Below are 19,639 nucleotides of genomic sequence, written 5' to 3' on the forward strand. Positions count from 1 at the left end.
TTAGATTCGACTACGCTTCAAGAAATCAGGAATGTCAAATTCCTTATCGTTTGTCGTTGCGGCAGGACGCGGTGCCGGAGCCGGAGCCGGAGCCGGAGCCTGCGTCGGACGGGCGCTTGGCATGCTTGGACGAGACGCCTTGCGCGGTGCGGGGCGTGAGGCGGCAATGGTATGTGCAGCCGGAAGGTTTGTCTGCTGGACGTTATTGTCATTAAAGCCCGTTGCGATAACCGTAACGCGAACCTGATCGCCCAAGGATTCGTCAACAACGGTACCGAAGATGATATTTGCTTCAGGGTCAACGTTTTTGGCGACAAGATCAGCGGCATCGTTAATCTCCTGAATGCCCAAGTCTTTATTGCCGGCAACCGAGAGAAGTACGCGGGTGGCACCGTCAATGGAACTCTCAAGAAGACGGCTTGAGATGGCCTCGGTTGCGGCGTCGGCCGCACGATTGTCACCGGAGGCAATACCGATGCCCATCATTGCGGTACCCGCGCCCTTCATAATGGTGCACACGTCTGCAAAGTCAAGGTTGATAAGGCCCGGGACCGTAATCAAATCGGTGATGCCCTGGGTTCCCTGGCAAAGCACGTCGTCTGCCATGCGGAAGGCCTCAAGCATGGTAGTCTTCTTTTCGGAAAGATCAAGCAAACGATCATTTGGAATCACAATGAGCGTATCGACGTTCTCGGCAAGATTTTTTATACCCTCGGAAGCCGATGCATAGCGACGACGTCCCTCAAAGGTAAATGGCTTGGTCACAACACCAACTGTAAGAGCTCCGACATCATTTTTTGCAATGTCGGCTACAACCGGAGCAGCACCGGTACCGGTACCGCCGCCCTCGCCTGCCGTAATGAAGACCATATCGGCGCCGGCAAGTGCTGCCTTAATCTCATCACGAGAATCCTCCGCAGACTCTTTACCAACCTCGGGGTTAGCGCCTGCACCAAGACCCTTGGTGATATCGGTACCAATATGAACCTTAATATCGGCATCGGAAATGGCAAGGGCTTGTGCGTCAGTATTGACGGCGACAAACTCAACGCCGCGAATGCCTTCTTCGATCATGCGGTTAACGGCATTCGTGCCGCCGCCGCCTACACCTACAACTTTGATTACTGCAAGGTAGTTATTAAGGGTGTCAGTATCCTTAACCATCTTTCCTCCTCGTGGCATGCGTCTTGTCCCTTCGGTCTTGAGCGCGTCTGCGCTTTTACTGCCTGTCTTATGCGCTCGCAGGAACCGCAGGTAACAACCCTTAACCTCAAGTTAAGGCTTACGCTTCATGCAAAGCGGGGTATATTTGCATACCTTGAGGGTTTCGTCAACAATTATGTAGAAATTATGAAGACAGCTGGTAGGCGCAGTGTATTTGCGCACCTTGCTCGCATCGCTTACTGGGAAGAACTCTGCTGATCAGTCTCTGTCTTTTTGGTTTGAGAGGTTTCTTCCTCAGTCTGAGAGGTTTTTTCTCCCTGCTCTTCCTGACTTGTCGATTCGCTTTGATTGGTTGATGTACTTGTCGTTGAAATGCCGGTTCCGTTTTGGGTGTTTCCGCCGGCAACACGTCTATACGTGGGACTTGAGGGAACCCGCACATTGAGATATGTCATCTCACCGGCATACTGCTCAATCATGCGTAGGATAACCTTCTCTTTATCTTCAATTTGTGTCGGAGAGCCAAGTGCCACCTGAATACCATTCGTAAGCGTGATGTTTATGCTGTCCGAACTGGCCGCGGAATAACTGACAATCTGCGACGTTAACTCTGAAGTAAAGGTTGACTGATACGTCAGGACCGCCTTGATAACCTCATCGGTTGCCGGTGCTCCTGCAACAGGATTTACCGTTGCCGGTACATCTGAGACGAGAAGAACGCCGTCCTTCTCGGCTTGTGCAAGTGCGGCGGCACTCAGCGAGCTATTCTCCCCAACCGACAGATCCACCTTTTGAAGCCATGTTCCCTCATCGCTCAAATACCAAGCGGAAGAGCCGGCGGATGGAACCACAAGGGCGGCAACCTTATGTTCTGTAATGGTAATGTGCAAGGTATTGGGAAATTGCCTCTCAAAAGAAACCGAGGCAACCCAAGGGTCCTCTTTGAGGTTTTCCGTTATCTGCTTCTCGTCCATATTAAGAAGCGTCGTGCCTTCGGGAACGGCCACCAGCTTTTGAATGTCTTCGTTGGTAATGTGATCGGTGGGATCAACGGTAATGTTGGTAATGGCAAACACAGACGAATTCTTCAATACAAAAAATGCCACCAAGCCGACCACCATAAACGCGACAAGACCTATACATACCCTGCGTATTGTCTTTTTTACGTCCACCGTGCCATGGTTTGCACGGCGCAGGCGTTCTGCACGGGCCTCCGAAGGACTTCTGTATGCAGAAGCGCCCTGTACAGAAGTGCCCGAAGTCTTTTTGGACGCTTGAGAGCGAGTACGAGGTTTCCTCTGAGACGCTCGAGCCGTATCTTGAGCCGGAGCCTGAGAAACCTTGGGAACGCTCTTTGCCTTACGTGGAGTACCACGCCGTCTGTCAGTATTTTGTGCCATTGGTGCCCTGCGCAAGTTTAGCAGTGATCGGTTTGCTCGGAGAGCGCTTTAATGAACGCCGGGCCAATCTGGGTAACGTCGCCCGCACCTTGTGTAATGACCAAATCGCCGGGACGACAAAGCTCGCACAGTGTGTCTACCAGCTTATGGCGAGAAGGAATATAGCGCACGTCAGATACCTTGCCCGCATCCTTCACATGGCTCGAAACCGTTTTTCCCGAAATACCCGGAATAGGCAGCTCCCCTGCGGAAAACACATCCATCACAAGAAGCGTATCAACGCCATCAAATGCATGGGCAAATAAGTCGGCAAGATCTTTTGTCCTGCTATAACGATGAGGCTGAAACACGCAGATGACACGCTTAAAACCTAAGGGCAGTGCCGCTGAAAGGGTTGCTTTGATCTCGGTTGGGTGATGCCCATAGTCATCAACTACCGTAATGCCACAGATATCCCCCACATGGGTAAAGCGGCGACGGGCGCCCTTAAACTGCGAAAGAGCTCGTGCTGCCTCGCTCAGGTCATATCCCAAAATATCAGCGGTTGCAAGGGCGGCGCACGCATTTGCAATATTGTGCGTACCGGGACTTGCGGGCAGCACAACATCGATACAGGCACCCGAAGGTGTCGTAACGGAAAGCGGATTTTCAATTCCTTGCGTACGCATACGTGCGCGGCACACGTAATCGCACGTCTCACTGAATCCATACGATACGACCTTGCGGCCCGTAGAACGAGCAAGCTCAACCCAATGAGGATTATCGCCGTTAATGATTACCGTCTCACTGGGATCAAGCAAACGCATAAAATCACAGAAGGTCTTCTCGATATTTTCAAGCGTTCCATAGTGATCCAAGTGGTCCGCTTCGATATTGGTGATGACGATCACATTGGGAGTAAGGTACATAAACGAGCCGTCGGACTCATCCGCCTCACATACAAAGTAATCACCTGAGCCGTTGCGACCGTTTGTATCATAACCCTCAACAACGCCGCCGATAAGAAATGACGGATCAAGATCCATCTTATCCAGCATGGTTGCAATCATGGACGAAGTGGTGGTCTTGCCATGCGTACCCGCTACCGCAATCGTCTTACGGCCGCGAGAGAGATACGAGAGCATCTTTGCCCGTGGCCAAATAGGAAGACCGAGCTCTCTTGCCCGAATAACTTCGGGATTTGTCTCGGGAATAGCCGACGACGTTACCACCACATCCGGCTGTACCTCATCGATGGTGGCTGCAACGTGGCCGATATGGACACGTATTCCGGCTTCTTCCAGCTCTCGCACATAGCGCGAGCTCTTCAGATCGGAGCCCGTTACGGTACAGCCCCGCTCATGAAGCACAAGCGCAATGCCGCTCATGCCGGCGCCCCCAATACCGATGAAATGGGCACGCGTAACTGTAAGACTGTCTTGATTGGCCATACCTAAGCTCCTCTGATAAACCCTCTGAGATATATAACTTTACCCGAATAGCTTACACTGAGCGGGCTTGTGCAGAAAGTTCTACTTGATCCGCCAAAAGCTGTGTCGAGCGTCCCTGGTCAAGCCCTTGCGCCGCGTTATGCATCTTAAAGCGCATATCGGCATCCTCCACCATCTTCAACAGTGGTGTCGAGAAGGACTCAGTTGCTACTTCGTCATCGGGAACCAACACGGCAGCCCCCACATCGGAGAGCAGGTGCGCATTCGTTGTCTGATGGTCTGCCGTGGCCAGGGGAAATGGTACCAGTATACTTGGAAGGGCGCGCGCTGCGATCTCAGCAACCGAGGAAGCTCCGGAGCGAGAAACGATACAATCCGCTGCCGCAAGCGCTTCTCCCATATTTGAGATATAGGGCCGCACTTCCCAACGGCGCTTCTCCTCCTCCGACAGCTTCAGCGCGTCTACCACCTCGTCATAGAGCTCCGCTCCGCACGATTGCAAAATACGCACTCCTGGGTGCGATAAAAGCTGCTCTTTCAGGCCAATAACTGCATTGTTCAAACTCCGGGCACCAAGACTTCCTCCAAAGATAAGGAGAAATACCTCGTCGTCATGTACTCCCAAGGCATGACGAGACAGTTCGCGTTGAGCGTTGAGTACCGAGCGGCGTACCGGATTTCCGGTTACCACAATACGATCGGGGTCTGATACGTGCTCTAAAAACGCGGATTTTGCCTGGGGAAATGCCACGCACACACGTGTGGCCGCTCGTGCCGAAACTCGGTTTGCCAAACCGGTAACCGAGTTTTGCTCGTGCAGTACATAAGGCACCTTATGGGAGGCACACCAGCGCATGAGAGGCAACTCAACGTATGCGCCAAAACCCACCGACACATCAGGGGCACCCTCTTGTGCAAAAAGACGCTGCAGTCCGGCCTTTGCTTTCTCCATTTGAATGCCTGCCGATATAAGCGTCCAAGGCTTGCGCCGATTAAAACCCGAAACATGGATGGGAACCAGCTCAAAGCCCGCTTCGGGCACCAAGGTTCCCTCCAGTTTGTTGGGTTGACCAAAAAAGCGCACATGATGTCCGCGTTCGCGCAGCTCTTCTGCCAGTGCAAGCGCTGGGTTGATATGACCTGCCGTGCCGCCTGCGGCGATTGCTATCTCAAGCGGCGCATGTGAATTAGCCACGAAAATCCCTTCCTTTACCGCGAGTGCCCCTGCTCTCTAAAGAACCACGGAGACGATCGGTTGCGCTTGGTCCAAGATCGATACGTTCTCGAGAAGAGCGTGACGGGCTTCTCCCCGTATTTCCCCCATCAACCATCGTAAATGATGAGCCCAACGTTGCCGGTTTTGAACGAGGGGTACCTATCGTTGTAAGAGAAGGTGTCTCGTATGCTTCCATAAAATCCTCAGGAAGCTCTGAGCCCTCTTCATCGGCAAAACGCCACGAGCGACGACGCGAATCATGCTCGGTTTGAGGCAGAGCCGATCTTCTCGAGATAGACATAAGAACACCCACGGTTATCAAACTTGAGAGCAAAGTTGAACCTCCGTAGGAAATAAAGGGCAGCGGCTTGCCGGAAAGCGGCAGCACGCCCACGACGCCGCCTACATTGAGCAGCGCCTGAAAGATGAACATCGAGGTAAAACCTGCTGCAATAAGTCGTCCGGTAAGGTCCGGCGCATATTTGGCAATTTGATAGCCTGCCCACGCAAGCAGCGCAAAGGCCGCAAACAAACACAGAATGCCGATATAGCCGGTCTCCTCGCCTATAACCGCAAATATGAAATCGTTGTGAGCCATGGGAAGATACGAGTACTTTTGTTTTGAAAACCCGATTCCCACGCCAAATAAGCCGCCCGTACCAAAGGCATATTGAGCCTGAGCCAGCTGATATCCCGTATTGTTATAGTCGGCCCATGGATTGAGTCCGATCAAAAAGCGCGCGCGGGAGTATTCGTCTCGGGTAGCCAAGAAAAGCAGCACCACGGCACCTGCAGCGCCAAGCATCATGACGAGGCGCATATCAAAACCGGCGAGAAACGCCATGACAATAATGGAGGTAACGATAATAAGCGTGGTTCCTTTATCGGGCTGGCGCAAAATAAGCCCAAGCGGAAGCACCACAACGGCCACGCAGGTCATGATAAAGCGACGCCGATCAATGACGCCGTCAACCAGGTATTGTTGAATCAAAAATGCAACCATCATAATGATGGAAATCTTTGCAAACTCAGAAGGCTGAATGGTGAAGCCTCCGATGGCAATCCAACGCGTAGCTCCAAGTGCATCGGTACCTGCAAACGGCATAAGTACCAAGGCCAAAATCGCCACCGTGCCACCAAACAAAACAGGCCATGCTCTGCAGAGCTTACGATAATCAAGTACCGCAAGACCAACTGCAAGAACCGTACCTACAAGCGCAATGATTCCCTGCTTCGTCACAAAGTAGAAGGGATTGTTGCCCATATCGGGATTGGTCATGGCGGTAACCGATGATGCCGAATAAATCATCAAAAGGCCAAAGAGAACCAGCAGCGTCACGACCACCAACAAAACAATACGGGGTTTCATGAAACGTTCCGGCACGCCAAACAACGTGCGCTCTTGTTTGGCCGACTGAGACTGGCTCCGACGGGTTCTAACCATCAAAAAACACCTTCTTGTGCTGCAAGCTCGCTCACATAGTGCTTAAACGTCCGACCGCGCTCTGCCATATTGGAGAACTCATCGAACGAAGAGCATGCCGGAGAAAGCAGGACGACGTCTCCTGCCATCGCTCTTTTTGTCGCCGCCTCAAAAGCTTCTTTCATGTGAGGGGCACTCACGACATGAAGATCGGAGTGCTGTTTTGTCTTTTCTACCTCAAGCGCTTCGGCAATCCGTGGACCGGCGGCACCGTAACATATTGCCGTTTTACAGCTCCTATTCACCGCCGCTGCAAGTGAGCCAAGGTCTGTCCCCTTATCATGGCCTCCCAAAAGAAGCACCACGCCTCGCGTGGGAAAGGCGGTAAGCGACTTCTCAACCGCGTCGGTGTTTGTCGCTTTTGAATCGTTGACGTACAGTACGCCTGAAACTTCCCTGACCGGCTCAATTCTATGCTCAAGCGCCTCAAAGTCGAGAAGCGCGTGGCGCACGGAAACGGGATCGACGCCCGCCTCAAGAGCCAAAGCAGATGCGGCAAGCGCATTCAAAGCGTTGTGTAGCCCGTGAATCTTTAGGTCAGCCGCACGTATAAGCTCTGTCTCCTTGCCCGAACGCCTGACCACAAGCACACCGTCTCGTATAAATGCAGCGTGTTCTGTCTTTGGATCTTCCGTGTTGAGATGGCATACGCGTATGTGCCGAGCTTCTAGGCGTTGGGCGCATGCACGGCAATACTCATCAAGATCTGATACAACCGCCAAATCATGGATGTCAAAGTTCTCAAAAATTCTCTCTTTTGCCGCCGCATACGCCGCAAGAGTACCGTGCCACTCAAGATGGTCGGGGGTGATATTCAAAAGTGCGGCTGTTTTAGGATGCAGGCGGGCAATGGTAGCCAGCTGAAAACTTGAGAGTTCCGCCACAAACCACTCATCGGGTGTGCGGCTCGAAAGTTCATCGGTAATGGTGCGGCCAATATTTCCAACTGAAATGGCCTTTTGCCCTGCGGTCTGCAAGATTTTTGTCACTAAGGTAGTTGTGGTGGTCTTACCGTTGGTTCCCGTAATGGCAATCCATTTTTCCGGACTTTCCCGAAACGCAAACTCAGGCTCACCGATAATCTCTTGCGAATGTGCTGCGGCAGACAAAAAGAGTGCTGAGGTATCAGGAACACCGGGAGAGGCTATACAAAGCGAATACGTACCGCACACCTCATCGGTACCCGTAACAACATGCACTCCAAGCGCTTCAAACTCGGCGCACTTCTCGCCTTCGTGAGTTTGAGCACCGCCAAAAAGTGTAACGGAGTGCACACGAGAAGGACCTTGTGCCATCAGATAGGTGCAGACGGACAGAGCAGTCTGTCCAAACCCGAGAACACAAACATCTCCAAGTGTTTTAGATACCTGCGGCTCCATAAGATATGCCTCCCCCAGCAAATTTATCCGAGCTGAAAATAAAGAGCAAAACCAAGGGCGGCAAACGCACCGGAAACAATCCAAAACCGAATGACAACCTTTGTCTCGTTCCAACCGAGCTTCTCAAAATGGTGATGCAAAGGAGCCATCAAAAAAACTCGTTTACCGGTAAGCTTAAAACTTACCACCTGGATGATGACGGAAAGTGCCTCAATAATAAAGAGACCTCCCATGACCAAAGAAGTTACCTCGGTTTTTGTAAGAACGGCAAGTGCGGCCAGCGCTGCTCCCCATGCAAGAGATCCGGTGTCTCCCATGAAAATGGACGCCGGGTAGCTGTTGAACCACAAAAAGCCGATACACGCGCCTGCAATGGCGGCGGCAAAAACGGCCAAGTTTATCTCGCCATACCGAAACGCCACGGCAGCCATAACCAGCATGACCACCATGGTGCAGCCCCCCGCAAGACCGTCAAGCCCGTCGGTAAGGTTGACCGCATTGGAAAGTCCTGCCATAAGCAAAAAAACGAAGAATATATAGAGCCACGGGATGTGAAGCGTGCCTTCTCCAAGCGGAATGATGGTAGAGAGGACTCCCAAATCAATACCAAAACCACCGGGAAACGAAATCACCGGTGAGATGCCAAGCACGTTGACCGCTAAAAGACAAAAACCGACGGAGATGGTTATAAGCCCCAGCATCTTCTGGGAGGGCGTAAGACCAAGGGATCGGCGATGTGCCACCGATTCAATGTCATCAAGCAGACCCAACGATCCGGTAAACAACATGGCTGCCACGGCCAAAATAAGATCGGTACTCCACGTTGCACAAAGAACGCAGGTAAGGATAACCGAAAGAAGCATAACGGTACCGCCCATGGTGGGGGTACCCTGCTTTTTGAGGTGCTGCTGTGGCCCGTCGGCACGGATCTGCTGGCCGACGCCTTCCTTCTTCATCATTCGTATAAAGAACGGCATACCAATAAGCGTGATAATCGCCGAGACGCCAAGAGAAAGAAAGACCTGATACGTTGGATATGCTGGATTACCAATCATTATGCAACAACTCCCCTTACAAACGCATCAAGTCCGGCGGCACGAGATGCTTTTACCAAAACCGTATCCGTATCTTTCAGTATAGGCGGAATTATTTTCATCACATCTTCTACGCTTTCAACCAGCTCGATTGCATCCTCTGACAAACCCATCGTTTTGGCCGCCTCTGCCATCTCGCGGGCGGCATCTTTGCCCACAAAAACTACCAAGTCTATGGGCTTTGCGGCAACATAGGCACCTACATAGCCATGCAGGCGCTTCTCTTCTTGACCCAGCTCCCCGATCTCTCCAAGAATCGCAATGCGGCGGCCACGCGTTGGCATGCGGGAAAGCACGTCAAGAGCCGCTGCCATGGAGCTGGGGCTTGCGTTATACGAATCGTCAATAATACGTGCACCACAAACGGCATGCAGTACCGACAAGCGCATACGTGTCGGCGGCATGGTAGCAATGGCGTCAAGCGCCATGTCTCGATCCAAGCCCAAAAGGGTAATGGCTTCAAGCGCCATAAGTGCATCGGAAACCGCAACGCGTCCCGGTACCGAAAACGTTACCGTCTTCTTCCAACCGTCTTGTGTGACAAACGTTGCGGTCGGAAGACTCTCTTCACCCACGGTAACGTCCTGGGCTCTCAGAATATCTCCTGCATGAGATCCCACGCATACCACGTCAATGCCTTTGGGACGCGCGAACTTCTCGCTCACAAATGACGTAAAATCGCCTCCGCTCTCAAGAATAAGCGTAGGACGTATGTCGCCGTGAGCCTCCATCCCCTCGACAATCTCTGCCTTAGCGCAAGCGATGTTTTCACGACTGCCGAGAAGACCGATGTGACTTGTGCCCACATTGGTAATGACGGCGATTGTGGGACGACAACAACGTGTCAGGCGTAAAATCTCACCCTTGTGGTTCATGCCGCATTCACAGACCAAGACCTCGGCATCCTTGGGAGCCGAAAGAATCGTCATGGGAAGCCCAATGAGATTGTTGTGGTTACCGGCGGTGGCATGAACGCGCCTCTGCGTTGCAATGCCCGCTCTCAGCATATCTTTCGTGGTGGTCTTACCAACGGAGCCGGTAACCGCCACTACCGTCCAATCCTGATGGAGCGCTCTCCAGGCTCCGGCCAAGCGGAGAAGAAATTCTTCGCAGTCATCCCCCTCGGCTCGCAGAAGCGTGGCATCAACACGACGGGCGTGTTCGAGGGTGGCCTGAGCCGGCTCTACACTTGCGCATACTACCGCGGCTCCTGCATCAAGTGCGGCATCTATATAGGAGTTTCCGTCGACCTTCTCGCCCGCAAATGCAACAAAAAGCGAGCCTTCGCCCACACGGCGAGAATCGATCTCCACCTCACCGGCAAGTGGGCGTTTTCCCTCAACCAAAAGCATCGCTCCCGTAGACTCAACTACGTCGCGCGCGGACATACAAATCATGCAACCTCCCACTTATTGGCTCGCAGGTGGAATTTCCAGCTGCGTCACCGCTGACTTCATAAACGTTGAGAAAACCACTGCGGCCGACTGTGAAGCCAACTGCTGCGTATCATTGAGACCGGCGTACACCAAAACATCAGGATCATCCGCATTGGCAAAGCCGCAAAGCGACGATACATAATGGCCGGAATTGTCGTATGCACTTGTCTTCTTATCTACCTGCTGACCCGTACCGGTTTTACCGGCAATATCATACCCTGATACCTGCGCACGAACACCCGTGCCCTCTCGAATGACCGTACGGAGCATCTCTTTTTCGCCGTCGCAGGTTGTCTTGGAAAGGACGCCTTCCTTAACGGGCCAGTCAATATCTTTGCCTCCTATGGAGGTGGCAAAATGAGGGGTTACGAGGTTGCCGCCATTTGCTACGGCTGCATACACACGTGTGACCTGGATAAACGGAATGGCAAGACCCTGTCCAAATGACATATTTCCACCGGTATACGACTCATACTTATCAATCGGCTTTACAATGCCGTCTGCTTCTCCGGGAAAATCAATGCCGGTTGCCTGACCAATTCCAAGATCCTCCAGACCTTGAGCAAATCGTTTGTCGCCGATGACCTGTGTTTCAAGCGTCGCCATACCAACGTTAGAAGACCTGCGCATCATTTCGGTAACCGTCATGTCCATGGCGCCACTGCGCCAATCGTCATCCTCAACAATATGGCCGCCTACATCAATGGTGAGAGGAACGTTAAACGTGGAATCAGGTCCAAAAAGCGTATTTTCCATTCCGATGGCAGTGGTTACCACCTTAAACACGGAGCCGGGTTCATACGAGTTAGATACCAGTTTCAAGTTGAGCGAATCCGGATCAAGATCGGTCTTACCTGAAAAATCAGGAAGCGGATAGGAGCATGCCGCATAAATCTCGCCGTTTTTGGGATTCATGGCAAGCAGCGAACCACCATCTTTGGCATCGTTGTCTTTTACGGCCTGCGTAAGTTGTTTTTCCGCCTCATCTTGCAGGTTAATATCCAGCGAAAGTACGATATCTTTTCCGTTTTTTGCTTCGGTCACCTGAGAAGACCCGCCGGCGATGGGTGTACCACCCAAGCCCGTCTCCATAATCATGGAGCCGTCTTCTCCTGAAAGTTCCTTGTCATAGTAGTATTCAAGGCCGGATATGCCCTTGCCGTCGCTGCCAACATACCCAAGAATTTGAACGCCCACGTTTCCGTAGGGATACACACGCTTGGTATTGTCGACATAATAGACACCGGCAAGCTTCTTTTCTTCCAAGACCGCTTTTACCTTAGCTGAGGCGGTCTTATCGGCTTGGCGCTTGATATAGGAAAACGTAGTGTCTTTTTTGAGCGCTTCAAGATAATCCCCCGGTTTCCCGCCAAGATTATCCGCAAGTACCTGCGCCACTCCTGCAGGATCTTTAATTTCCTTCGGATTACAGTAGATGTCCTTGCAGTCAACACTCATGGCAAGCACGTTACCGTTTCGGTCATAGATGGTTCCGCGCTTAGCGTGCAGAGGTATTACATTTTTCCGGTTCTCCTCGGCACCTTTTGCAAGGCTCTGTTGATTGATAACCTGGTAGAAAAAGAGAAAACCCAAGATAACAATCGCTATAAAGCCCATGACGACAAACAGCACCTTGAACCGGCGGCCAAAAAGGCTGTCGTCACTGGCTGCATTGCCCACAATGCCTGCACGCGTGCGATACCGTGCACGAGAGGCCTCGTCATACGAGGCCTCCGGAGCATTCCTCCGCCTTCGGCGGTTATTATTTCTCGTCGTAGTACTCACGGCGTATATGTTACGCCTGTGGAGAGTTATTTACATTCAGAACGGCACGGTTCTCGGAAAGTTTCATGCCGTACCTCTGAGTTGCAATCTTCTCAATGCGGGTGTTGCTGGAAAGCAGTGAGCGCGAAATGCGAAGATTGTCATTTTCTGCCGTCATTTGGCGCAAAGCGGTACGCGTCTCATTATTTGCCTGAAGCTTTGAGACTGTCATGGTTGAAAGCACAACGCGTCCCACTCCAATGGTAAAAATGAGAGCAAAAGCAAGCACGACCATCATTACGGCAGAAACAAACTGAGTAGACACACCACGACGGGCATGAGCATCAAGCCCACCGCCGGGTACCACTTCAAACGAGGGACGGGCAACTGTTTGCTGACGTTCATAGTCCCTCTCAACTGAGGTTATGTCAATCGCCTCTGATGTATAGCGTGCCATGTTGCTTAAATCCTCTCGTTTTCGGTGTTGCGTTTTACCGCCACACGCATGAGTGCGCTTCTCGCCCTCGGGTTTTGCGTAATTTCTTCCGACGTTGCCGTCAGAGGTTTTTTGGTCTTAACATCGACTATCGGCACATGCCCACACACACAAACGGGAAGATCAGGCGGACAGATACAACCTTGGCTCAGCTCAGAAAACACATGCTTCACGATGCGATCTTCCAGCGAGTGATATGCAATCACACAAATTCTGCCGCCGGGATTTGCCCAAGCAATCGCAGAGCGAAGTCCGCGCTCAAGCACGTCAAGCTCATGATTCACCTCAATGCGCAACGCCTGGAACGTTTTGCGTGCGGGATGTCCTCCATGGCGACGTGCTGCTGCAGGAATTGATGCCTTGATAACCTCGACAAGCTGCAAGGTTGTCTTGATGGGAGCTGTCTTGCGAACTTCCACGATTCGGTGGGCAATCCGCGGCGCAAACGTTTCATCGCCAAAGACTCGCAGGATTCGGGTGAGGTCAGCTTCGGTATAGGTGTTGACGACCTCTTGTGCGGTTGGGGTTTGTTTCCCCGGATCCATGCGCATATCCAACGGGGCATCTTCGTGATACGAAAAACCCCGCTCGGGGATATCAAGCTGCGGTGATGACACGCCGATGTCAAACAGAAAGCAATCCACTCCAGGAACCTCTGCGGAAACAAGCAAAGTATCCAAATCTCCAAAGTTACCTTTAAGAGGTAAGAACTCCGCTGTCGGAACCTCTTTGGCTATTCGAGCGGCTGCGGCTTCATGTGCCATGTCGTCTTGATCGATTCCAATGGACAAGCCGTCGGGCACAATGCGCTTTGCAAGTTCTACCGTGTGTCCTGCCCCGCCCAGCGTGCAGTCGCACACAATTTCTCCCGGTTTTGGATTGAGTTGCTGAAGTACTTCAGCGAGCATCACAGGTTGGTGCCGATATTCAACTGTCAAGTTGCACTGCTCCACGTTCTTCTCGCCTCGGATTACATGCCAAAGATGAGATTCTCAAGTGCTTCGACACCGCTGTCGGCATTGAAGTAGTCGTCCCACTTCTTGGTGTCCCAAATCTCAATGTGGTCACCGTTGCCGACGATAGTGACATCGCGCTTGAGGCTCAGCTCTTTGCGGGCATTTGGATCGGACTCGTCAATCTTGCCCAGTGCCACGCGGCCGGCCGAGTCAATGTCAACCGTTGTTGCACGAGCATTGAGAGATCTGAGCGCCCTATCCACCTGGCGACGATCTTTTCCCTCCATGGGGATAGACGCCACAAATGCCTCGTAAGCCTCAGGTGAATACCCATGAAGCGCGTTCTCACGACGAATGAGCACTATGGAATCGCCCAGCTCTTTGCGCTGTGTTGCAGGAAGCGTGACACGAATCTTGGAGTCCAATGAGCGCTGGTACTGTCCAGTGAGCATGTCCTCCTCCTTTCGTAGTGCTGCCTGCATCGCGTTTTCGCTTGCCAAAAATGCCGCGCGGGGTGCGTTTAAGGTTTGTGTGCGCGGCGGTCGTTGGCAAAATGCTCATACGCCATTCGAACGTAAGATAAATATAGCTCAATGCCACACTTTTAGACACTAGAAAACACTTTGCCCCACAAATTATTTTTGACGCTCCACGAATGAGTAGCTTTCACTTACTTGGTTTTTGAAAATAGCCACAATATCTAGTAGAAAGCACTCCGCTTCTATACAATGGGCAGGATTACCAGTACAAACGTACTGTTTTTAGAATTGTGTTTGAATTATGTACAAGTTTTGAAGATGTGTGGCAAAGCAATCGATAGTTGGGTCGTCATAATGGTGCTGCCGGAACAGCGCTGCCAAACTTGCAGCAAGTTGAGCACGATTAACCATACTTGCAGCAAGTATGGTTCATATTTACCAAACTTACAGTAAGTATGGCAGTCCAAGCCATACTTGGCGCATTTTTGGCAGCGCTAGGAAGTATGATCATACTCGCAAGGTAAGGTCTTCTCGCTTTATTGTCGGATCGTTGAAATTGCGTATCGACGGCTGTCTGCAAATCCGCAGGCAGGCGTTTTGCTTTAGTTGTGCTTTTCATATGAGACAGCGGATTGGTACCAAATCGGATGTTTACGGGCGTTTTGATTCACCACTAAACGCCCAAATTGACGAGAAACCACCACTAAACACACGTTTTGCTTCCAAAAACCACCCGTAAACCATAAGTTTAAAGCAATCGCGAGAAGAATCTCGTTTACTGGTGTATTTGGTTGGATCGTGTCTTAAATGTTGGCGTCAGGCCATCTTTAGAAACGTGATCCAGACGATGTACAGGAGCCCCTATAAATGAAAACCTCAAATAAGTGTATTCATAAGAGTGCATACTCCGAGAAAGAATATGCAAAACCGAGTAACTTTTGAACTTGCTCTATGCGCGCACCCGTCAATCGCACATGATACGCAAGAGCCGGCAGTGTTTATACAACCACTGGCAACCCTTATTGAGCAACGGTTAGGTGAATGGCAAAGCCTGCAATCTGTTTTTTGAAGTACACAAGAAATGTGCCTCCATCGGGCAAAAGACGTCTGGAAGATTCGTCTATCTCAAATCCGCGCGCCTCAAACCACTTTTCTGCCGCAGGCAGATCGTCCACGTGAAAACCAATGTGGCCTTTCTCGCCACGACCATTTTGCTTCATGATTTCAACAAGGGTTCCCGAGAAAAACGAGGGTTCCATCTCTTTTTTGGGAAGGCCCATGAGAATAGAAAACCTGTCGGCGATGTCCTCTGCTTCATGAGCATCACATGCATTGATGCCGACATGTGCCACATACATTCCAAAAAGCTCAACAGGGTTTTCTGTTGATGAAACGTCTGACGGAGTTTTTGACACAACGCGAGTCAGATCTTTCTCTGGCATCATTGCTTCCCTTCTTCTTACTTTCCAGCACTGCTACCAAACGGATCGCGTTCGTCGGCGGTTGCTTTCATGTGGCGGGCTCCTACATATACTAAAGTTCCCAACACGCCAAAAGCAACGATTCCCACACAAATAATCCTAAAAAGACTCACGGGATTTGCGGTTAGATAAGAGACGTAAAATTTGATACTCATTCCAACCCTGAGGGTTCACTGTAAACTCACATGCTTCTACTTTTCTGAGGTTTTTTCAGTTTGTAAGGTCTTGCATAGCAGTAGCCTTCATCTGAAAATTTAGGAGAAATATAGGAGAAGCGCACATCGGATACAAACTCTTCTTTTGAATTTATAAGACGATAAAGATCCCCCTTTCCTTCTGGACAGACAAAAACTACATCACACTTTTCATTGTATGAACCGATATATGCATATTTAGGCTCTACCACCCACTCACCGGAGAGATCAATAAAGCCCCAAAGCAAATAGTCAGAAGACCTTTTTGTGCACCCTTTAGCTGGAATAAAGTTAGATTTATTGGGAGTGCTGATACCAAAGAATTTTGGCTCTACAACCCAGTTTCCCTGCTTATCAACAAGACCAGACCGCTTTGTTTCAGCCAATATAACATCGGCATAACCGGTCTTGCCAAAAGCACCGAAATCCAAAAACTTAGGTTCTACAACCCAGCTGCCCTCAATATTGATAAGTCCATATAAGGCACTGTCGACAGGAGACGCAGCGTAAATCTTATCATCTCCTGCATAGTTAATCCATTTTGCAAAAGGCTTAACAACCCAGTCCCCTGAACCATCTATAAAGCCCCAAAGGTCAGATGCTTCATCACACGCTTTTGCTATTTGCGTGTGTGGATTGAAATAGCCTATACGTGAAAAACCACTCTTTCCTGAAAGATACGGCTCAGCTTGCCAAGACCCGTCTTTTCTCGCAATGCCCCAAAGACCACTCTCAGCATCTTGTGCTCCAAAGTAATCAAGCTCAGAGAGACATCCAGCATCTCTCCACTTCGGCTCTATTACCCACTCACCAGAAAGATTCACGATTCCGCAAAGTACAGAATCAGAAGGTGAAGCTATGCAGAGTCCTTTAACAGGAGTAGATATCCGATTGAATCTTGGCTCTATCACCCAAGTACCGTTTGGGAAGATTTATCAAGGACATAAACAAAATTTTTTGATAAATTTATATCTTCTCCGTTTCTCTCTTGATTAGCTTTAGTATTTTATCCTTGTATGTTTCCCCTGTACCTTGCTTGAAATGTAGGTTTACGGTGTATTTTGTTTTTCCAATATCCATTATTAACTGTTTATGTTGTGGTTCTTTTATTACTCTTTTTTCTTCTTCCATGTGTCCTCCTTTCCGTTTTTAAGCAAAGAAAAAACAGCAAACCTTTTTTGATTTACTGCTTTCGTGTTAGCTTTTATTGAATTGTTAGTTTAGCAAGCTAAAAATATCCTACTTGCAATACTCTTTTATTTTATCGGCATATTCAGTCAAAAGATTCTTTGAATAAATTTTTTCATTTCTTGAATTTCTGACTTCTTTCCAAAGAATAGAAGCTACTTTTAATTTGTTTGAGTAGTTGCAACTATTTTCGTCTGCACAGAAATCCTTTAAAAATTGATTCCATTGACAAACCGAATCATCATACTTTGCATAATCTGATTTCCCATAATAAACTTTTAGCATATCTTGAATTGTAAAACTCAAATCATTTTCTCTTTTTACTTTTCTCCAAACTGTTGCCATATCAGCAGTAAATTTAAATGGTGAGATACCTGTTAAAACAGCGAAATATTCTCTGAACTTTGCATTAAAAGAAAAACCACATTCAAGTAATGGTGTATCTAAAGTAATATTTTCCACTTGCTTCTTTTCATTTTTTATTGATGATTTTTTAATCAAATTACCCTTAAAGTATTGCTCAATAATATAATTGAGTTCCTGTTTTGTACCTCTATATTCTAATCCTAATGACTTGCATATCTGTGAAAGTTCTTCACGATACCAATAGTATTTAGTAAATTCATCAAACGATGTAATTTTGTCAAACTCAGGTCTACTTTCTATCAATTTTTTATCTCCTCAAAACCAATTTACTTTTTCATCTCTAAATGAGGGTGTTTCACTCTCTTTGTAAGGATTGTAGTTGTTACAATTACAACCAAACTCTTTCAACGCTTTTATCTTATTATCGGCTGTCCAAACAATCAAAGAGATACCGTCAAATTCTTCAACTTTCCCCTCATTCATTTTATTTTTGAAGTGCCATTCTACAATAGTTTGATTATCCTTATGAAAAAATTGCTTTATATCCCACGCAAGAACTTTTCCTCTTGTATTCCACTCATTAAACCAGTGCTTTACTGTTTGCCGATTTTCATACTTAGGACACCAACTCTCAATATAAATCACATCATCCAAAAAAATATCATCTATTCCTAAGTCTTGTTGTGTAAGCCACATATCAAACCATAAACGAATGATTTTCTCTCTTTCATCCATGAATTTAAGCACCTCCAAAATCAAATACTTGTTTAATATTATACCATTTTTTCGCTTGATTTTATAGGTCTAACTCGTTCCGTTTTACCTGTGTTAGTTGCTTTGAATGTTCCTGGCTCTATTACCCACCTACCCGAAAGATCAACAATTCCACAAAGCGAATCATCGTCTCTGGAAAGTAAAGCTGTGCAGAGTCCTTTAACGGAGTCAGATATCCAACCAAATTTCGGCTTTATGATCCAGGTACCCGTAGTGTCAATAATGCCGTACTTCTTATCATCGTAGTAACCTGTAAGAGAACAGGAAGAAAGAGCAACACTTGAGAGTCCAATGAGACCTATAGATAAGAACTTTCTTCTGTCAATCATGAGAGCTCCTTTGGAATACTGCGTTGCTTTAGAATAGGCTCAAGGTTAAGTAGTCAAAGATTTGGTCTCACAGACGTTCCTTTTTAAAAGAGGCTACTCATAGATTCCTACAAGCGGCTCTCTTTAAAACTATGTTTAATAAACTAAATAACTAGCCGCGAAACTGTGCTGCAATCTGAACATCGGTCTCTTCAAGAGAGAGCGCGATTACATCAAGGGCTTGTGTAATCTCGTCGATAGTTCTTGTGCTTTTACAAAGCCGGAACGAAGTTCACCAAAATGCTCCATATAAGCTTAGATAGCGAATTCCTCTATCTTTGAAATTGTGAAAGAAGGGAATCCATACGAGAGATTACTTCATTCACTTAACCTTGCTATTGGCGCTACTTTCTTGCACAGGAGCGTATTTGATTTGAAGTAATCCGAATTTGTCCTACCATAAAGATCCCTTCTCGCTAAAGACTTTTTAGCAAAACTCTCTTAATTTGAGTATAGAAAGAGAATGCCACATCCGGCTATGAAAAAGGTAAGCGGTAGTAAAAACTCTTATAGACGGCAAAAAGCGGCGTGAGCGGTAGTAATCGGTGCAAGCGGTACTGCCAAAGTTACTTTTCAAAACACTCAGCTTCAAGTTCAGCAAACTCTTTTGGTACGGCACTCGGATCACAGTTGAACGATTCTGCTACGGCTTGTGCCTGAAGATGCCGAAGACCTGATGCGTCAGTATTTCCCAGTTGATCATATATGCGAGAAGCACGTTCAAGTGCATAACTCACATACTCTGCCACGGAATCCGCTACTCCTGACAGAAGCATCATTGTTACCAGCGAATCCGGAGCGAGAGCGCATGCAGTCTCAGGAGACAAATCGATAAGCTCTGCAACTTGTTGCTCAACTATCTCCAAAGATTTGGGATCTTTGGTATCGTATGCCTGTTTGAGGGCTTGCGTAACAGCTCTGCTAAAGTCAGCAATAATCTCAAGTATGTAATCACGCTGCAACATATAAAA

At 48.9% G+C, this 19,639-nt stretch carries 20 protein-coding genes; all 20 read right to left on the reverse strand.

The window, feature by feature from the left end:
• The 20 genes from ftsZ to ATORI0001_RS01835 all read right to left on the reverse strand — a co-directional run bounded on the left by ftsZ (position 1) and on the right by ATORI0001_RS01835 (position 19,633).
• Positions 1-1,164, reverse strand: coding sequence for a cell division protein FtsZ (gene ftsZ, locus ATORI0001_RS01745; RefSeq protein ID WP_003148420.1), 1,164 nt, complete (start codon positions 1,162-1,164; stop codon positions 1-3).
• A 236-nt stretch (positions 1,165-1,400) separates the two neighbouring features.
• Positions 1,401-2,564, reverse strand: a complete 1,164-nt coding sequence (locus tag ATORI0001_RS01750; protein ID WP_003148375.1) for a cell division protein FtsQ/DivIB — start codon at positions 2,562-2,564, stop codon at positions 1,401-1,403.
• Positions 2,565-2,581: 17 nt separating this feature from the next.
• The gene (murC, locus tag ATORI0001_RS01755) at positions 2,582-3,994 is read right to left on the reverse strand and encodes a UDP-N-acetylmuramate--L-alanine ligase (protein WP_003148591.1); all 1,413 of its coding nucleotides are present in this window, start codon (positions 3,992-3,994) and stop codon (positions 2,582-2,584) included.
• Between the two features lie 52 nt (positions 3,995-4,046).
• Positions 4,047-5,189, reverse strand: a complete 1,143-nt coding sequence (gene murG, locus ATORI0001_RS01760; protein WP_003148350.1) for an undecaprenyldiphospho-muramoylpentapeptide beta-N-acetylglucosaminyltransferase — start codon at positions 5,187-5,189, stop codon at positions 4,047-4,049.
• Positions 5,182-6,654, reverse strand: coding sequence for an FtsW/RodA/SpoVE family cell cycle protein (locus tag ATORI0001_RS01765; protein ID WP_003148436.1), 1,473 nt, complete (start codon positions 6,652-6,654; stop codon positions 5,182-5,184). The genes murG and ATORI0001_RS01765 overlap by 8 nt, the downstream gene beginning before the upstream one ends.
• Positions 6,654-8,072, reverse strand: a complete 1,419-nt coding sequence (murD, locus tag ATORI0001_RS01770) for a UDP-N-acetylmuramoyl-L-alanine--D-glutamate ligase (protein ID WP_003148720.1) — start codon at positions 8,070-8,072, stop codon at positions 6,654-6,656. The genes ATORI0001_RS01765 and murD overlap by 1 nt, the downstream gene beginning before the upstream one ends.
• A 23-nt stretch (positions 8,073-8,095) precedes the next feature.
• Positions 8,096-9,127 (reverse strand): phospho-N-acetylmuramoyl-pentapeptide-transferase, encoded by a 1,032-nt coding sequence (gene mraY / locus ATORI0001_RS01775; RefSeq protein ID WP_003148761.1) that lies wholly within the window; start codon positions 9,125-9,127, stop codon positions 8,096-8,098.
• On the reverse strand, positions 9,127-10,563 hold the full coding sequence (locus ATORI0001_RS01780; RefSeq protein WP_003148150.1) for a UDP-N-acetylmuramoyl-tripeptide--D-alanyl-D-alanine ligase: 1,437 nt from the start codon (positions 10,561-10,563) through the stop codon (positions 9,127-9,129). The genes mraY and ATORI0001_RS01780 overlap by 1 nt, the downstream gene beginning before the upstream one ends.
• A 12-nt stretch (positions 10,564-10,575) precedes the next feature.
• Entirely contained in the window at positions 10,576-12,387 is a 1,812-nt protein-coding gene (locus ATORI0001_RS01785) for a peptidoglycan D,D-transpeptidase FtsI family protein (protein ID WP_003148349.1), read from the reverse strand.
• A gap of 10 nt (positions 12,388-12,397) precedes the next feature.
• Complete coding sequence (locus ATORI0001_RS01790; RefSeq protein WP_003148300.1) at positions 12,398-12,823, reverse strand: cell division protein FtsL; 426 nt, start codon at positions 12,821-12,823, stop codon at positions 12,398-12,400.
• Positions 12,824-12,828: 5 nt separating this feature from the next.
• Positions 12,829-13,800 carry a 16S rRNA (cytosine(1402)-N(4))-methyltransferase RsmH gene (rsmH, locus tag ATORI0001_RS01795; RefSeq protein ID WP_040324475.1) on the reverse strand — a complete coding sequence of 324 codons (972 nt, stop codon included), beginning with the start codon at positions 13,798-13,800 and terminating at the stop codon, positions 12,829-12,831.
• 32 nt (positions 13,801-13,832) lie between these two features.
• Positions 13,833-14,270, reverse strand: a complete 438-nt coding sequence (locus tag ATORI0001_RS01800) for a division/cell wall cluster transcriptional repressor MraZ (protein WP_003148446.1) — start codon at positions 14,268-14,270, stop codon at positions 13,833-13,835.
• A gap of 1,046 nt (positions 14,271-15,316) precedes the next feature.
• Complete coding sequence (locus ATORI0001_RS01805) at positions 15,317-15,742, reverse strand: VOC family protein (RefSeq protein ID WP_003148737.1); 426 nt, start codon at positions 15,740-15,742, stop codon at positions 15,317-15,319.
• 14 nt (positions 15,743-15,756) lie between these two features.
• The gene (locus ATORI0001_RS07805; protein WP_003148400.1) at positions 15,757-15,933 is read right to left on the reverse strand and encodes a hypothetical protein; all 177 of its coding nucleotides are present in this window, start codon (positions 15,931-15,933) and stop codon (positions 15,757-15,759) included.
• A 26-nt stretch (positions 15,934-15,959) separates the two neighbouring features.
• On the reverse strand, positions 15,960-16,796 hold the full coding sequence (locus ATORI0001_RS01810; protein ID WP_003148346.1) for a WG repeat-containing protein: 837 nt from the start codon (positions 16,794-16,796) through the stop codon (positions 15,960-15,962).
• A 142-nt stretch (positions 16,797-16,938) separates the two neighbouring features.
• Positions 16,939-17,103, reverse strand: coding sequence for a transposon-encoded TnpW family protein (locus ATORI0001_RS01815; protein WP_006627244.1), 165 nt, complete (start codon positions 17,101-17,103; stop codon positions 16,939-16,941).
• A 108-nt stretch (positions 17,104-17,211) separates the two neighbouring features.
• The gene (locus tag ATORI0001_RS01820; RefSeq protein ID WP_003148344.1) at positions 17,212-17,829 is read right to left on the reverse strand and encodes an SAP domain-containing protein; all 618 of its coding nucleotides are present in this window, start codon (positions 17,827-17,829) and stop codon (positions 17,212-17,214) included.
• A 12-nt stretch (positions 17,830-17,841) separates the two neighbouring features.
• A complete protein-coding gene (locus ATORI0001_RS01825) occupies positions 17,842-18,261 on the reverse strand; it encodes a nuclear transport factor 2 family protein (RefSeq protein ID WP_003148305.1) in 420 nt (139 codons plus the stop codon).
• 38 nt (positions 18,262-18,299) lie between these two features.
• Positions 18,300-18,629 (reverse strand): WG repeat-containing protein, encoded by a 330-nt coding sequence (locus tag ATORI0001_RS01830; protein WP_003148241.1) that lies wholly within the window; start codon positions 18,627-18,629, stop codon positions 18,300-18,302.
• A gap of 605 nt (positions 18,630-19,234) precedes the next feature.
• Complete coding sequence (locus ATORI0001_RS01835; protein WP_003148163.1) at positions 19,235-19,633, reverse strand: hypothetical protein; 399 nt, start codon at positions 19,631-19,633, stop codon at positions 19,235-19,237.
• Between the last annotated feature and the right edge of the window lie 6 nt (positions 19,634-19,639).

Source organism: Lancefieldella rimae ATCC 49626, from assembly GCF_000174015.1.
GTDB classification, from domain to species: Bacteria; Actinomycetota; Coriobacteriia; order Coriobacteriales; family Atopobiaceae; genus Lancefieldella; species Lancefieldella rimae.

Excerpts from the sequence above, each read along its gene's own strand:
- ftsZ (WP_003148420.1), bottom strand. The coding sequence starts at position 1,164 with ATGGTTAAGGATACTGACACCCTTAATAACTACCTTGCAGTAATCAAA.
- ATORI0001_RS01750 (WP_003148375.1), bottom strand. The coding sequence starts at position 2,564 with ATGGCACAAAATACTGACAGACGGCGTGGTACTCCACGTAAGGCAAAG.
- murC (WP_003148591.1), bottom strand. The coding sequence starts at position 3,994 with ATGGCCAATCAAGACAGTCTTACAGTTACGCGTGCCCATTTCATCGGT.
- ATORI0001_RS01765 (WP_003148436.1), bottom strand. The coding sequence starts at position 6,654 with ATGGTTAGAACCCGTCGGAGCCAGTCTCAGTCGGCCAAACAAGAGCGC.
- murD (WP_003148720.1), bottom strand. The coding sequence starts at position 8,072 with ATGGAGCCGCAGGTATCTAAAACACTTGGAGATGTTTGTGTTCTCGGG.
- mraY (WP_003148761.1), bottom strand. The coding sequence starts at position 9,127 with ATGATTGGTAATCCAGCATATCCAACGTATCAGGTCTTTCTTTCTCTT.
- ATORI0001_RS01780 (WP_003148150.1), bottom strand. The coding sequence starts at position 10,563 with ATGATTTGTATGTCCGCGCGCGACGTAGTTGAGTCTACGGGAGCGATG.
- ATORI0001_RS01790 (WP_003148300.1), bottom strand. The coding sequence starts at position 12,823 with ATGGCACGCTATACATCAGAGGCGATTGACATAACCTCAGTTGAGAGG.
- ATORI0001_RS01800 (WP_003148446.1), bottom strand. The coding sequence starts at position 14,270 with ATGCTCACTGGACAGTACCAGCGCTCATTGGACTCCAAGATTCGTGTC.
- ATORI0001_RS01805 (WP_003148737.1), bottom strand. The coding sequence starts at position 15,742 with ATGATGCCAGAGAAAGATCTGACTCGCGTTGTGTCAAAAACTCCGTCA.
- ATORI0001_RS07805 (WP_003148400.1), bottom strand. The coding sequence starts at position 15,933 with ATGAGTATCAAATTTTACGTCTCTTATCTAACCGCAAATCCCGTGAGT.
- ATORI0001_RS01815 (WP_006627244.1), bottom strand. The coding sequence starts at position 17,103 with ATGGAAGAAGAAAAAAGAGTAATAAAAGAACCACAACATAAACAGTTA.
- ATORI0001_RS01825 (WP_003148305.1), bottom strand. The coding sequence starts at position 18,261 with ATGGATGAAAGAGAGAAAATCATTCGTTTATGGTTTGATATGTGGCTT.
- ATORI0001_RS01830 (WP_003148241.1), bottom strand. The coding sequence starts at position 18,629 with ATGATTGACAGAAGAAAGTTCTTATCTATAGGTCTCATTGGACTCTCA.
- ATORI0001_RS01835 (WP_003148163.1), bottom strand. The coding sequence starts at position 19,633 with ATGTTGCAGCGTGATTACATACTTGAGATTATTGCTGACTTTAGCAGA.